This window comes from Lentzea tibetensis (assembly GCF_007845675.1).
In the GTDB taxonomy this organism is placed as follows: domain Bacteria; phylum Actinomycetota; class Actinomycetes; order Mycobacteriales; family Pseudonocardiaceae; genus Lentzea; species Lentzea tibetensis.
On sequence record NZ_VOBR01000027.1, the window covers coordinates 64230 to 77983 of the forward strand.

The 13754-nt window shown below is 69.3% G+C and carries 8 protein-coding genes; 2 read left to right on the plus strand and 6 right to left on the minus strand.

Going from position 1 to position 13754, the window contains the following annotated elements:
- Positions 1-175: 175 nt before the first annotated feature.
- Positions 176-1456: a 4-aminobutyrate--2-oxoglutarate transaminase gene (gene gabT, locus FKR81_RS33030; protein ID WP_146358089.1), complete on the minus strand. Its 1281-nt coding sequence runs from the start codon at positions 1454-1456 to the stop codon at positions 176-178.
- 79 nt (positions 1457-1535) lie between these two features.
- Between gabT and FKR81_RS33035 the strand changes: the two genes are divergently transcribed.
- Positions 1536-2810: a PucR family transcriptional regulator gene (locus tag FKR81_RS33035; protein WP_146358091.1), complete on the plus strand. Its 1275-nt coding sequence runs from the start codon at positions 1536-1538 to the stop codon at positions 2808-2810.
- Here FKR81_RS33035 and FKR81_RS33040 read toward each other — a convergent pair.
- The 4 genes from FKR81_RS33040 to FKR81_RS33055 all read right to left on the minus strand — a co-directional run bounded on the left by FKR81_RS33040 (position 2807) and on the right by FKR81_RS33055 (position 8927).
- Entirely contained in the window at positions 2807-3610 is an 804-nt protein-coding gene (locus FKR81_RS33040; RefSeq protein WP_146358093.1) for an intradiol ring-cleavage dioxygenase, read from the minus strand. The genes FKR81_RS33035 and FKR81_RS33040 overlap by 4 nt on opposite strands.
- Before the next feature lie 100 nt (positions 3611-3710).
- On the minus strand, positions 3711-6098 hold the full coding sequence (locus tag FKR81_RS33045; RefSeq protein WP_146358095.1) for a TIM-barrel domain-containing protein: 2388 nt from the start codon (positions 6096-6098) through the stop codon (positions 3711-3713).
- Positions 6095-7471 carry a glycoside hydrolase family 28 protein gene (locus FKR81_RS33050; RefSeq protein WP_146358097.1) on the minus strand — a complete coding sequence of 459 codons (1377 nt, stop codon included), beginning with the start codon at positions 7469-7471 and terminating at the stop codon, positions 6095-6097. Before FKR81_RS33050 ends, FKR81_RS33045 begins: the two co-directional genes overlap by 4 nt.
- 10 nt (positions 7472-7481) lie before the next feature.
- Positions 7482-8927 carry a glycoside hydrolase family 28 protein gene (locus FKR81_RS33055; protein WP_146358099.1) on the minus strand — a complete coding sequence of 482 codons (1446 nt, stop codon included), beginning with the start codon at positions 8925-8927 and terminating at the stop codon, positions 7482-7484.
- Positions 8928-9073: 146 nt separating this feature from the next.
- Between FKR81_RS33055 and FKR81_RS33060 the strand changes: the two genes are divergently transcribed.
- Positions 9074-10033 (plus strand): helix-turn-helix domain-containing protein, encoded by a 960-nt coding sequence (locus tag FKR81_RS33060; RefSeq protein WP_146358101.1) that lies wholly within the window; start codon positions 9074-9076, stop codon positions 10031-10033.
- Here the strand turns inward: FKR81_RS33060 and FKR81_RS33065 are convergent.
- The gene (locus FKR81_RS33065) at positions 10026-13664 is read right to left on the minus strand and encodes a S8 family peptidase (RefSeq protein WP_146358103.1); all 3639 of its coding nucleotides are present in this window, start codon (positions 13662-13664) and stop codon (positions 10026-10028) included. The two genes, FKR81_RS33060 and FKR81_RS33065, sit on opposite strands and share 8 nt — an antisense overlap.
- Between the last annotated feature and the right edge of the window lie 90 nt (positions 13665-13754).

Sequence of the window (13754 nt, forward strand, 5' to 3'; positions counted from 1 at the left end):
GCTCCTTGGAAGAAGTCGATGCCCTCCGCCTGCTCCGCCAGATGGCGGTGGGCGAGTTGTCCACAGATCGCCGAACGATCGTTTTGGCTGGTCAGGGAGCTGTAGACTGGCTCCGGGGTCGCCCCCCGGGATGGGTGGGGGCTGCGCTCGTCGCGGTTCGAAGCGGGGGCGGCGGTCATGGGATCGCTCCTTCCAAGATGTCCAGGCCCTCGGCCAGGACCTCATCCGGGATTACGAGCGGCGGAAGCAAACGGATCACGTTTCCGTAGGTTCCGCACGTCAGCACCACCACACCTTGTTCGTGACAGGCTTTGGCTACCTTCGCGGCAACATCGGGGGTCCGCTCGGTGAACTCGATGGCCAGCATCGCGCCGCGGCCGCGGATGTCACCGATGACGTCGGTCCGCTCAGCCACCTTGCGCAGGCGCGGGACCACGATCTCCTCGATGCGCCGGGCCGCGGTGTTGAGGTCGCGGTCGCGCATGGTGCGGATGGCGCCGAGCGCGGCGGCGCAGGCCACCGGGTTGCCGCCGTAGGTGCCACCGAGGCCGCCGGTGTGCACGGCGTCCAGGATCTCGGCGCGGCCGGTGACGGCGGCCAGCGGCAGGCCGCCCGCGATGCCCTTCGCGGTGGTGATGAGGTCGGGGACGACGCCCTCGTGGTCGCTGGCGAACCAGTCGCCGGTGCGGCAGAAACCGGTCTGGATCTCGTCTGCGATGAACAGCGCGCCGTTCGCGCGGCACCACGAAGCCACCGACGGCAGGAAGCCCTTCGCGGGGACGATGAAACCGCCCTCGCCCTGGATCGGCTCGATCACCACGGCGGCCACGTTGTCCGCGCCGACCTGCTTCTCGATCGCGGCGATGGCGCGCGCGGCGGCCTCGACGCCGTCGAGACCGTCGTGGAACGGGTACGACATCGGCACCCGGTACACCTCGGGCGCGAACGGCCCGAAGCGGTGCTTGTACGGCATGTTCTTGGCGGTCAGCGCCATCGTGAGGTTCGTGCGGCCGTGGTAGCCGTGGTCGAACACGACGACGGCCTGCCTGCCCGTGGTGTGCCTGGCGATCTTGACCGCGTTCTCGACGGCCTCCGCGCCCGAGTTGAACAGCACCGAGCGCTTCTCGTGGTCGCCCGGCGTCAGCTCGTTGAGGTGCTCGCACACCTCGAGGTAGCCCTCGTACGGCGTGATCATGAAGCAGGTGTGGCTGAACCGGTCGATCTGCGCGTGCACGGCCTCGGCCACGGCCGGAGCCGGGTTGCCGACGTTCGTCACGGCGATGCCGGAGCCCAGGTCGATGAGCTGGTTGCCGTCGACGTCGAACAGCACGCCGTCGTCGGCCGACTCGATGAACACGGGGAGCGTGGAGCCCACACCAGCGGCCACCGCGCCCTTGCGGCGGGCGGACAGCTCGAGGGACCTGGGGCCGGGGATCGCGGTTCGCAGGCGGGTCATGGACTCAGAATGCTCCTGGTCACAGCTGCGCGCAGTGTCAGAACTGGCGCATTCTCGGCGAGAAGATGTACAAAGTGGCATGCCTCTGACGGTCGCTGAACTGGCTCGTGACCTGCGGTTGCCGGTCCACGCGGGCGACCTGGCGCGCCGGATCGGCTGGGTGCACGGCACCGAGCTGGCCGACCCGACGCCGTTCCTCGAGGGCGGCGAGCTGCTGCTCACCACCGGACTCGCGCTGGATGACTTCGACGGTTACGTCGAACGCCTCGTGGCGGCGGGCGTGGTGGGGCTCGGGTTCGGGACGGGGCTGAGCCACGCGACCGTGCCCGAGTCGCTGATGTCGGCAGCGGAGGAGGCGGGGCTCGCGCTGCTGGAGGTGCCCCGCAAGGTGCCGTTCATCGCGATCAGCAAGGCCGTGTCGCGGGCACTCGCGAAGGACGACTACGCCGCGCTGACCAGGACCAGCGAGGCGCAGCGCGCGTTGACCAGGGCCGCGGTGCGGTCGGACGGCGTCGCGGCGACCGTGCGCAGGCTGGGGCAGTGGGTCGACGGCTGGGTGGTGCTGCTCGACGCGGCGGGCGTCCAGACCCACGGAGCGCGGGTGCCGCCGCCGATGGGCCCGGAGATCGCCCGGCTGCGCGCGGCGGGCGGGCTCGCGAGCGCCGCGTTCGAGATCGACGGGCAGCACGTGTTCCTGCAGCTGCTCGGTTCCAAGGCGCGCGGCTTCCTCGCGGTGGGCACGCGGAGTCCGCTCGACCCGGCCGACCGCAGCATCGTGAACACCGCCGCCTCGCTGCTGGCGCTGGCACTCGCGCAGAGCGACGCGGTCGATGCCGCGCAACGGTCTTTGCGCACCGCCGAGTTCCGGCTGATGCTGGCCGGGCACCCCGGCCCGCCCGGACCGTTCCGCGTGTTCCTCACCGACGCGCCACCGGACGGCGACGTCTTCTGGGCGGAGGTCGGCGGGGACGTGGTCGTACTCGCCTCGTCGCTCGACGACTACATCGCCGCTTCGTCGATGACGACCGAGGTGGCCGCCGGCTACCGGGAAGCCTTGCGCGCCAGGGATGCCCGCGTGCGGACGTTCGAGGACCTGGCCGGCGCCGGACTCATGTCGCGCGTGCGGGATCCCGCCGCGTTCGCCCAAGCGTTGTTGCGGCCGCTGGACGAGCAGACGCGCGAGTCGCTGCGGGTGTGGCTGGGCCAGCACGGCCAGTGGGACCCGGCCGCGGCACGACTCGGCGTGCACCGGCACACGCTGCGGAACCGGATCCGGCGCGCCGAGGAGCTGCTGGGCCGTTCGCTCGACTCGCCGGGCGCGCGGGCCGAGCTCTGGCTGGCGCTGAACGTCTAGACGGGCACGGAAAGCGTTGCGGTGTAACCGGAGCCGACGTCGCCCGAGATCGCGGCGAGCTGCTGGTCGTGACCGTCGCGGAACACCATGTCGCTGTCCAGGCTGGTGCGGGACATGTTGCTGACGCTCTGCGTGTACCCGGTGGTGCCGTAGACCTCCTTGCTGGTCTTCTCGGGCAGCGCGAGCTGCGACGTGGTGATCTTGTTGCCCGCCTTGGTCGCCTCGGCGAGGCTCGGGTACACCTCGAAGTGGACGTGCGGCCAGCGCCCCGAGTAGGCGGCGGGGAAGATGCTGGTGAAGGTGACCTTGCCGGACGCGTCCGCCTCCTGCACGCCGCGCAGGTAGTTCTCGGACGTGACGCCCTGCGAGTACATCGAGTACTTGCCGTCGATGTCGCAGTGCCACAGGTACACCGCCGCGCCCGCGTAGGGCTTGCAGCCGTTGCCGGAGTCCTGGACGGTCAGCTCGATCTTCAGCGGCACGCCCTCCGCCGTGCGCGAGCCGGAGCCGAAGCTGGTGCGGATGTCGCCGCGCACGATGCCGCTCTCGGTGAGGATGTTCGGCCCGTTCGAGCCGTCACCGGGGTACGGGCCCGCGGTCTCCTCCGGGATCGGTGACGCGCACGTGGTGGTGCCATCAGCGGACGTGGTGGTCGTGGTGGTGGCCGACGAGCCCGACGTGCTGGGGGAGGCGCACGCGACGAGCGTCGTCAGCCCGGCCCCGCCGATCAGCGTCAGCGCGCGCCTGCGGTTCAGCGTGGCGAGGTCGAACTGGAGGCCCATGTCGTGGAGTTCGGTCATGGGACCCAATGTGCGCCGGAATGCTGTGAGCCGCCTGTGGAGGAGCTGTACGTGGAACGGGTCGTGAGTGGCCGTCACAGCGACCACTCACGACCTTCGATCAGGCCAGGGTGAGGACCACCGTGCTGTGCCCGTTTCGGGGTTTGAGCTTCAGCACGGTGCCGCCGAACGAGCCCGCGCCCGCATGCGCCGTCCAGCCCGTTTCCTGACCTCGCAGCTGCTCGAGCGACGACGACGCGAGGGGCGTCCCGTCGACGAGCACCTGCTTCACACCACCCGGCACCAGCAGCTGGGACTCGTCGGGAGCCCCGCGCAGCGTCAGCACCAGGTGCTTGCCGTAGCGCGCCGACCTCAGCGTGCCGCCGTGCGGACTGGTGTACGAGCCGTTGCTGTCCGGCGACACGAGCCAGCCCGCGCGGTCGCGGCGGTCCAGGTCGTTGACGCCCCACGGCTTCGCCCACACGTCCGGCGTGCGGAAGTTCAGCGGGGTTGCCGCGGAAGCGCGCAGGTACAACGGGAACTCGTCCAAAGTGGACATCCGCGTGATCTTGCGGCCACCGGTGACCGTGGTCCCGGCGAACAGGTCCACCCACTTGCCCGGCGGCAGCCACACGTCCACCGGCGTCGGCTGGCCCGCGGCGCCGTCGGCCTCCGCGCGGTCCGCCGTCACCGGTGCTGCCAGCAGGTCCGGGCCGACCATGAACTGCTGGTCGGCCGCCCACGCCTCCTCGGAAGCGGGGTACTGGAACGCCATCGGCTGCGTGATCGGCGTGCCGTCGCGGTGTGCCGTCCGCGCCTGCTGGTACAGGTACGGGAACAGCTCGTAGTGCAGCACGGCCGCGCGCCGGAACCGCTCGAAGGTCGCCGCGTCGTACACCCACGGCGTCGAGTTGCGGCCCGAGCTGCCGACCTGGAACACCGGCGACACCGCGGACATCTGCGACCACCGCACGAACAGCGACTCCGACGGACCGCCGCCGAGGTTGCGGTAGCCGCCGGTGTCCGAGCCCTGCACCGGGTGGCCACTGATGTACGAGTTGATGCCGCGCCGGGTGCTCAGCCGCAGGCCGTCGAAGCTCATGTCCGCGTCGGCCTGCCAGAAGCCGCGCAACACGGTCGGCATGCCGTCACCGCCCGCGCGGAACAACGTCGTGTAGTTGTCGCCGTGCACCTTGCGCAGCATCTTCACCACGGACTCGGCGTACAGCTGCGGGTACTGGTTGTGGATCAACGTGCCAGGCCCGCCGGCGAACGTCGTCTCCTCGAAGTTGTGCTCCTCGCCCCGGTCGCCCTTGACCATGTTGACGCCCATCCGGAACACGGACTCGAGCCGTGCCTCGTAGTGCGCCCGCGCCACCGGGTTCGTGAGGTCGATGTCCCACACGTTGGTGCGGTCGGACTGCGCGAACGAGCCTGCCGGGTAGTCGTGCGGGCACTCCTTGCCGTCCGAGGCCTTCGACAGGAACGGTGCCACCCACACGCCCAGGTTCACGCCGCGCGACTTCATCCAGTTGATCGTCGCCTGCGCGTCCGGGTACATCGTCTTGTCGAACTTCAACGCGCCGATGCACGCGTACGTCGGCCGGGCGCCTTCCGGGCCCTGCTCCCACGGGTTGTCGACCCACAGCGTGTCCAGCGGCACGCCCCGCTGCTGGAACTGCGTGACGTCCTCGACGACCTCGTCGGAGTGGTTGTACTTGTCCCGCCACTTCGTCAGCGCGAACTGGCGCGCGGGCGGCAGCGTCGGCGTGCCGACCTTCTTGAAGTAGGCGGCGTTCACCTTCGCCGGCGAGCCCGAGTAGACCTCGTAGTCCAGCCGGTTCGTCTTGAAGCACAGCTGGATCCGGTCCGGCACACCGTATTTCACCGGGCACGGCGCGGGCTTGTCGTCGCAGTGCGTGTCCGCCGCGGCACCGGGGAACGCGGTCCGCCCGATCGCCTTGGTGTCGGCGTAGACGCCGTAGCCCTTGCTGGAGGTGAAGAAGGTGCTCGGCGCGCCGTTCTTGTTGCACCTGCCGAAGTTCGACGCGCCGACGAACACCGCCTTGTTCAGCAGCACCTTGCCGCGCAGGTCGATGAACATGGTGTGCGCGCCGCCGCCGAGGAAGTGCTCGTCGAGCGATCCGGTCAGGTTCGAGAACACCTGTGAGACACCCGTGTCCGGGCGCAACGCCGTGCTGACCCGCAGCCCGCGCTCGGTGCGGGTCACCACGACGTCCGCGCTGCGTCCGGGTTCCGTGGTGGCCACGACGTACTTGACGCCGTGGGGAACCCGTTGCCGCGAAACGAGGTTCGTCAGCTGGTGTTCCGTGCCGTCGGTCAGCCGGTAGCCGGACTCGCGTTGCCCGTTCAGCACCTTCCGGTCTTTGAAATCGAGCTGGAACGGCGCCTTCCGCACGTCCCAGCCGAGTCCGTCACCGGCCAGCGCGGTCGGCGGAGCGACGACGAGTCCAGCGGCGATCAGTGCCAGCGCGAGCAACCGCCTCATGCGGGCTTCCCGTTGATCGTCGTGTTCCGGAACACCAGGTTGTCGGTCTGCTCGACGAGGTTCAGCTCGGTGATGTTCGCGAAGGTGCTGTTGGAGATCGTCACGTTGCGGATGTGGCTCTGCTCGAAGCCCTTGAAGAAGGCCGCGATCCGCCCGCCGTCGATCACCATGCCGTCCACGGTGACGTTGTTGATCTGCGGGAAGTGCCCCTTGGTGCCACCGTTCTGGTAGAACATCGACACGAACAGGATCTCGCGTTCGACACCCCAGCCCTTGAAGTTCTTCAGGTGGATGTTGTCGACGACGCCGCCGCGGTCCTGGTTGGTCTTGATGTAGAGCGCGTGCTTGATCGGGTAGCGGCCGGGGAAGTCCGGCGAGTTGATGACGCAGTCCCGCGCGAAGATCTTCGAGACACCACCGGACATCTCACTGCCGATGGTGATGCCACCCCAGCGGCCGGAGAACTTGCACCGCTCCACGACAACGTGGGTGGTCGGGATGCCGACCCGCCGTCCGTCCGCATCCCGACCGGACTTCGCCACAACGCAGTCGTCGTTCGTGTTGAAGCGAGAGTCAGCCACGTACGCGTAGCTGCACGAGTCGAGGTCGACGCCGTCGCCCTGCGAGTTCGTGCTGTACACCTCGATGTTGCGAATGGTGATGTTCCGCGAGAACACCATGTGCACCGACCACATGGCCGGGTTCTTGATGAAGACGTCGGAGATGAGGATGTTGCGGCACCGGAAGAACTGGATCATGTTGGGGCGCAGGTTCTTGCCCGTGCCCATGATCCGCTGCTCGACCGGGACGCCGTCCTCGCCCATCTTGCGCAGCTCCGGTGTCGCTCCCGCGCCCCACGAAGACCACTTGCCGCTCGGCGCGTCACCGTCGATCGTGCCGGGACCGGTGATCGCGATGTCGTGCTGCTCGAAGGCGTAGATGAACGCCTGGTAGTTGTAGCAGAGCGTGCCTTCCCAGCGGGTCAGCACGAGCGGCAGGTAGTCGTTCGGGTCGGTGCTGAACTTCAGCGTCGCGTCCTTCGCGACGTGGAGCTCCACATTGGACAGCATGCGGATGCCGCCGGTGAGGAACGTGCCCGCGGGAATCACAACACGTCCCCCACCGGCCCGGTGACACGCCGAGATGGCGTGGTGGAACGCGGTGGTGTTCTTGGTGACCCCGTCGCCCTTGGCGCCGTAGTCGGTGACGAGGAAGTCCTTCCTGCGGAACGTCGGGGGGCGGATGCGCGCCTTGATCAGCGGCACCTCGCACCACGGGTCCAGCGGGGCGGCCTCGCTGATGCCGGGAGTGAGCAGGACTCCGGCGGTGGTGAGACCGGTCAGGCTCGCGAAATCACGACGGGACAAGGGCACCGGGGGCTCCTCAGGCGGGCTTGCCGTTGATTGTGACGTTCGTGAAGGTCGTGCCGTCGGCGTTCTTCACCGATGGCTTGGCGGTGGTCACGCTGGTGAACGTGCTGTTGGAGATCGCCACGTTCTTGATGTGCGACTCGGACAGCCCGTCGAGCGTCACGGCGGTCTTCTTGACGCCGTTGACGGTGAAGTTCTCGGCGGTGATGTTCTGCACCTTGGGGTTCACGATCGGGCCGTAGCCGGGGCCGGTGAGGCTGTAGTTCAGCGTCACCATGATCGCCTCGCGGTCCACGTCGGTCGCCTTGATGCGCCGAGCGTGGATGTTCTCGACGGTGCCGCCGCGCCGCTTGTTCGTCTTGATGTACAGGACGTGGAACGGCTTGTAGCTGGAGCCCTTCTTGACCGTGCAGTCCTGGAAGAAGACGTTGCGCACGCCGCCGGACATCTCGCTGCCGACCGTGAGCGCGCCCCAGCGGCCCTCGAACGAGCAGTTGTCGATGACGATGTTCTCGCTGGCCACGCCGACCCGGCGGCCGTCGATGTCACGGCCTGCCTTGATCGCGATGCCGTCGTCGCCGCAGTCGAAGCGGCAGCCGGTGATGTGCACGTACTGGCTGGCCTCGGGGTCGCAGCCGTCGACCATGGCGCCGCGGCTGTAGACGAAGACGTTGCGCACGGTCACGTTCGTGGACAGCACCGGGTGGATGTTCCACATCGCGGAGTTCTTGAGGTTGACGCCCTCGACGAGGATGTTCTTGCACTCGTAGAGCGTCACCATGTTGGGCTTGAGGAAGTGGCCCATGCCGAACTTGCGGTCGGCGATCGGCTTGTTCTCCACCGCCCACTTCTGCAGCTGCTCCCAGTCGGGCTGGCGCTTGCCGTCGTAGCCGAACCAGGGTCCGGACGAGGCCTGGCCGTCGATCGTGCCGGAGCCGGTGATCGCGATGTTGTCGGCCTTGCGGGCGTAGATGAACGACGAGAAGTTCATGCACTCGATGCCCTGCCAGCGCGTGAACACCATCGGGAAGTCCTTGGCGTCGGTGCTGAACTTGATCGTCGCGCCTTGCGAGACGACCAGGTTCACATTGCTGAGCAACGTGATCGCACCGGTCAGGAAGCTGCCGGCTGGGACGACGACCTGGCCGCCGCCCGCCTTGTTGCAGGCCTCGATGGCTTTGCGGAACGCATCGGTGTTCTTCGTCTTGCCGTCGCCCTTGGCGCCGTAAGCGGTGATGTCGAACTTGGCGTCCGGGAATGTCGGAGGCTTGATCTTCGCGAGGATCTCCGGCACCGCGTCCCACGGGGACGCAGCAGCCTGAACAGGGGTTTCAGCAGGTGCGGGTGCTGCTGGTGCCGCGAGCGCCGGGGCTTCGAGGAGGGAGCTGGAGAGCAGTGTCGCTCCTGCCGCGACACCGGTGACCTTGATGAAGTCGCGACGCGAGTGGTCAGTCGCCATGAGCCGTCCTTTCGCCACAAACGGCGTGCGGGTGTTACACGTGCGGCGGCGGCGGCGTAAAAAGGTTGAAAACCTTTTCACCGTGAAGGTCTACACCTGGTTTTGGCCCCGAGTCAACCGCTGGGAGCGGTCGGCATACTGACCTGATGCTCGGCGTCATCGGCCTGCGTCCCGCAGAGCAGAGGGTCTACGAGGTCCTGGTCGAGAGCCGGCCGAGGACGCTGGTGGAGCTCCAGCGCACGCTGGGGCTGTCCGTCCAGCAGCTGCGCCCGGTGCTCCGGTCGTTGCGCGCCAAGGGGTTGGTGACCAGGTCAGGGCCTCGCTACGGCGCCGTCGCGCCGGACGTCGCGCTGAGCGTGCTGTTCCTGCACCGCGAGGAGGAGCTGCGGCAGGCCCGCGGGCACGCCGCGGTGCTCCAGGAGCGGTACCGGGCGGTCGTCGGCGGCAACGCGGGGGACCTGGTCGAGGTCGTGCACGGCACCGAGGCCATCTCACGGCGCGTCGACCTGGTCATCCGCAGCGCGCACGACGAGGTGCGGTTCGTCGACAAGCCGCCGTACGCGCGGCAGCCGAGCACGCTGCACCCGGCCGAACGCGACCTGCTCGAGCGGGGTGTGCGGTTCCGCGGCATCTACGAGCGCTCGGCGCTCGACCTGCACGACCTGCGCGCCGACGTGGAGGCCGGGGTGACGCTGGGCGAGGAGGCGCGGGTGCTGGTCGACGTGCCGACCAAGATGGTGCTCGCCGACTCGCACCTGGGGATCATGCCGCTGCGCACCACGCCTGCCGCACTGGAGAGCGCGGTGGTCGTGCACCCGTCGGCGCTGCTCGACGCGCTGGGCGCGTTGTTCACGACGCTGTGGAGCCGGGCCGTGCCGCTGGCGGTGACGACCTCGGACGAGCCGGCCGGGCTGTCGGAGGAGGACGCCCGGCTGCTGGCGCTGCTGACCACGGGCCTGCCGGATCGCAGCATCGCGAAGCAGCTCGGCCTGTCGTACCGCACCTACCAGCGCCGTCTGCACGGGCTGATGACGTTGCTGGGCGCGGAGACCCGCTTCCAGGCGGGCCTCCGCGCCGCGGCGAGAGGCTGGGTGTCCCTCAGCTGACCGCGTAGGCGTTCTGCATCGTCTGGGTCACCGTGTTGCCGCTCGCGTCCCTGGCCTCCGTGCGCAGGGACACCATGCCTGTTGCCGGGTTCTTCAGCGTCACCTTCCAGGTGTTGTTCGCCGGAGACGTCGTTGCGGGGAGCCAGGTCTTGCCGTCGGTCGAGTAGCTGAGGGTCAGGCGGGTGATCGGGCGGGTCGACGTCGCGTCGATGGTGAACGTGTAGTCGGCGCCGGGTGGGGCGGTGTTCGTCAGCGACAGCGGGAACCGGTGGTGCAGCTGGATCAGCGGTTGCTGAGCGCACGACTGGGCCTGCTGGTAGCAGGTGAAACCTTTGGGCGGCTTCGTCGTTGACGGAGACGAGGTGAACGTCCAGCTCGTGTCCACCTTGCCGGCCAGGCGGAACAGCGCGGCGCTCGGCGCTCCGTACTGGGCCGTGGGGGAGTGCGTGTCGGTGGTGGTCAGGCGGTAGGTCGCCGGGGCCGGTTCCAGCGGGAACGTGGGGAACGGCGCGAAGGGGTTGGCGCTGTCCGGCGGGATCTCCTGGTCGCCCTTGAAGAGCTTCGTGGTCGTGGCGACCTTGTGCTTGCCGTTCTCGTAGGGGTTCGTGAAGTGACCGGGTGTGCCGTCACCCCAGTTGAGCGGCGGCACGAGCACGTCGCCGACGCGGCACGGGTTGCACAGCTGCCGCCACACCTCGCCGTCCGGGTAACGCGCCGGGTGGTCGGGTTGCAGCGACACCGCGCCGTTGTGGATCGGTGCCGCGAACCACGTCTCGTCCGGACGGGTGCGCTCGCCCGGCTTGTAGACGTTCTGCTGGTACATCGACATCGCCGCGCGGCCGCCCTTCTCGTCCGTTCCGTTGAGCGTCACCACGCGCTTCCACACCATCCGCGCGTCGGCAGGCCCGACGTACTCGGTCCACCTGGCGGGCACCGGGAACGTGACGCCGCTGAGGAACTGCGTCTGCCACAGTCCGGTCGGGAACGGGTACCAGGTCTTCTGCACGGACAGGCCGGGCTTCTCCGCGTGGTACGAGGTGTTCACGCGCACCAGGTCGTCGCGGTTGATCGTGCGGACGTGGTCGGCCGGGATCCCGTTGGGGTCGAGGAAGCTGAGGTTGAACACCTCGTCCGGCTGCGGCCGCACGTCGATGGTGACCTCCGCGCCCACCTTGTCCGCCTCCGCTCGGCTGATCGACACGGTCGGCACAGTGGCGCTGGACAGGCCGCTGATGGGCACCGCGCCGGGGGAGTCGACGTACGCGATCACCAGTGCCGCCTTGGCGTTCGCGGCGGCGGCCTGGGTCGCCGCCTTGAACACGGCGGTGGTCGGGTCACCGGGACCGGTCGGCGCCGGGATGCGCACGAGCACCGCCTTGCCGGTGATGTCACCACCGGTCACGACCGGCAGCGTGCGCTTGCCGGGCAGTTTCGCGGCGAGCGTGCCCGCGTCGTACTCCGGGTGCAACGGTCCCATGTCGACGGCCTTGCGGTGCAGGGTCGCGGTGTCCTGCAAGGAGATCGCGCCCTGCTTCGCCGCGGGCACCGGCGTGACGTACGGCTGCCACGTGGTGGCGCCGAGCACCAGACCGGCCTCGTCGATGTGCCCTGGAACGACCCGGCGCAGCATGATCGTCCGGTCGCGCTGGTCGACCGGGACCGGTGCGGTCACGCCCACGGGCACGGCCTGCCGCGCGTCGAGCGTGAGGTCGCGTTCGCCGTCGACCTTCAGCTCCGGCGCGGACAACCCGGTCCAGCGGCGACCGTCGAGACGCGGTTCCTTCGACCACGTCATCGCCGAGTACGTGCCGCCCGGTACGTCCACCGAGCCCTCGCCGTCCACGACGTCGAACGCGAAGTTCACGTCCAGGTCGAACGGGTCGTTGGTGTTGTCCCGCCCACCGCTGTCGTCGATGAGCTGGCCGAGCGTCGCGGGCACCGGCTTGCCGGACGAGTCCTTCACGTGCACGTGCACGGAGAACCGTTCCGGCGCCAGGTACATGCTGACCGGCGTGCGGAAATCGCCGCTCGCCGTCACGACGCCGCCGTACGCGCCGGCCGCGGTGAGGTCGGCGGACAGCGTGGTGCTCGTCTTGCCGTGCGCGGGCACGACGAGGTGCGAGGAGCTCGTCTGCAGAGCTGCCGCCCGACCGTCCCAGCCCTGGAACGACGTGTGCAGGTCGAGCGAGAGCGGTGCGTCGGAGTCGTTGTGGTACACCAGTTCCTGGCCGTTCAGCGTCGCGTACGCCGGCCGGCTGACCGCCCGCGCGACGTCCAGCACGCCGGAACCCTGTTCGTGCCAGCGGAGTCCCGCGTCCTTCGCGCTGCTCACCAGCGCGCTCTTCAGCGCCTCACCGGTCCAGCTCGGGTGCTGCTGGGCCAGCAGTGCGGCGGCACCGCTGACGTGCGGCGTCGCCATGGACGTGCCGGACGCGGCGGTGCGCAGGTCGTCGACCGGCGCGCCCATCGAGGTGCCCGCCGCGCGGGCCGCGACGATGCCCGCGCCGGGCGCGACGATCTCCGGCTTCACCGCCGCGTCACCGAGCCTCGGCCCGCGGCTGCTGAAGTCGGTGATCCGGTTCTCCCGGTCGACCGCACCGACGGTCAGCGCCTTCGTCGCCGCACCGGGCGTGGTGACGGTGCGCGGACCGGGTCCGTTGTTGCCCGCCGCGACGACGAACAGCACGCCGGTGCGGGCGGACAGGTCGTCGACCAGCGCGCTCAGCTCGTCGGAACCGTCCGTCGGCTCGCCGCCCATGCTGAGGTTGACGATCTTCGCCCCGTGCGTCGACGCCCACTCGATGCCGGCCATGATCCGCGACGTCTCGCCCTCGCCGGACGCGTCGAACACCTTGGCCACCACCAGCTTCGCGCCCGGCGCGACACCGGTGACGATCGACGCGACGTGCGTGCCGTGGCCGTGCAGGTCGGCGACGTCTGGTTCGTCGGTGAAGTTCTCGGCCGCCACGACCTTCCCCGCGACCGCCGGGTGGTCGGCGTCGATGCCGGTGTCGACGACGGCCACCGTGGTGCCGGCGCCGTCGAGCCCGGCCTGCCACGCGGCGGGCGCGCCGATCTGCTTGACGCTGCGGTCGAGCGACACCTTCACGGGCTTGTCGAGCAGCACCTTCTTGGCCGCACCGAGCGACTCCCAGAACCGTTCGGCGTCGGCCTTGTGCACGCGGACGCCGGAGGCGCCGATGCTCGCGACCCTCGTGTGCTGGTCCGCGGCGGACAACGCCATCGGGCCGTCCGACGTGACGAGCACCGGAAGGGTGGACGTCTCCTCGTCCGCGAGTCCCTGGCGCACCAGCGCGGTCACGTTGAACAGCGCGCGGGACACCTTGCCGGACGCGACGAGCGGAACGGCGTCCGACGGCACGACGTGCAGGCCGTCGTCGTCGGTGAAGGTCTGGAACACCGGTGGTGGTTGATCGGCACGGGGTGCCGGTTCCACTTGGACCGAGCGCTTCCCGTCCCCTTCCTCCGCATAACGCACCACGTCACCCGTGATGAGGGTGACGTGGTGGACGGCGGCGGCCGTCTGCGGCGGCGGAGCCGGTGGCGCGGGGGAGTCGGTGGGGGAGACAGCGGGCAGGGGCAGCAGCAAGAGAAACGGCAGCAGGCGCATGGCGTCGAGAGTGAGGCCGTGCGCCTTGCTGTGAAATGAGAAACGGCGGCGCGGTGGTTGGCACAAAGAAACACCGCCCCCCAGGGGTGC

Coding starts and splice junctions, on each gene's coding strand:
- gabT (WP_146358089.1), bottom strand. CDS start 1,456: ATGACCCGCCTGCGAACCGCGATCCCCGGCCCCAGGTCCCTCGAGCTG.
- FKR81_RS33035 (WP_146358091.1), top strand. CDS start 1,536: ATGCCTCTGACGGTCGCTGAACTGGCTCGTGACCTGCGGTTGCCGGTC.
- FKR81_RS33040 (WP_146358093.1), bottom strand. CDS start 3,610: ATGACCGAACTCCACGACATGGGCCTCCAGTTCGACCTCGCCACGCTG.
- FKR81_RS33045 (WP_146358095.1), bottom strand. CDS start 6,098: ATGAGGCGGTTGCTCGCGCTGGCACTGATCGCCGCTGGACTCGTCGTC.
- FKR81_RS33055 (WP_146358099.1), bottom strand. CDS start 8,927: ATGGCGACTGACCACTCGCGTCGCGACTTCATCAAGGTCACCGGTGTC.
- FKR81_RS33060 (WP_146358101.1), top strand. CDS start 9,074: ATGCTCGGCGTCATCGGCCTGCGTCCCGCAGAGCAGAGGGTCTACGAG.
- FKR81_RS33065 (WP_146358103.1), bottom strand. CDS start 13,664: ATGCGCCTGCTGCCGTTTCTCTTGCTGCTGCCCCTGCCCGCTGTCTCC.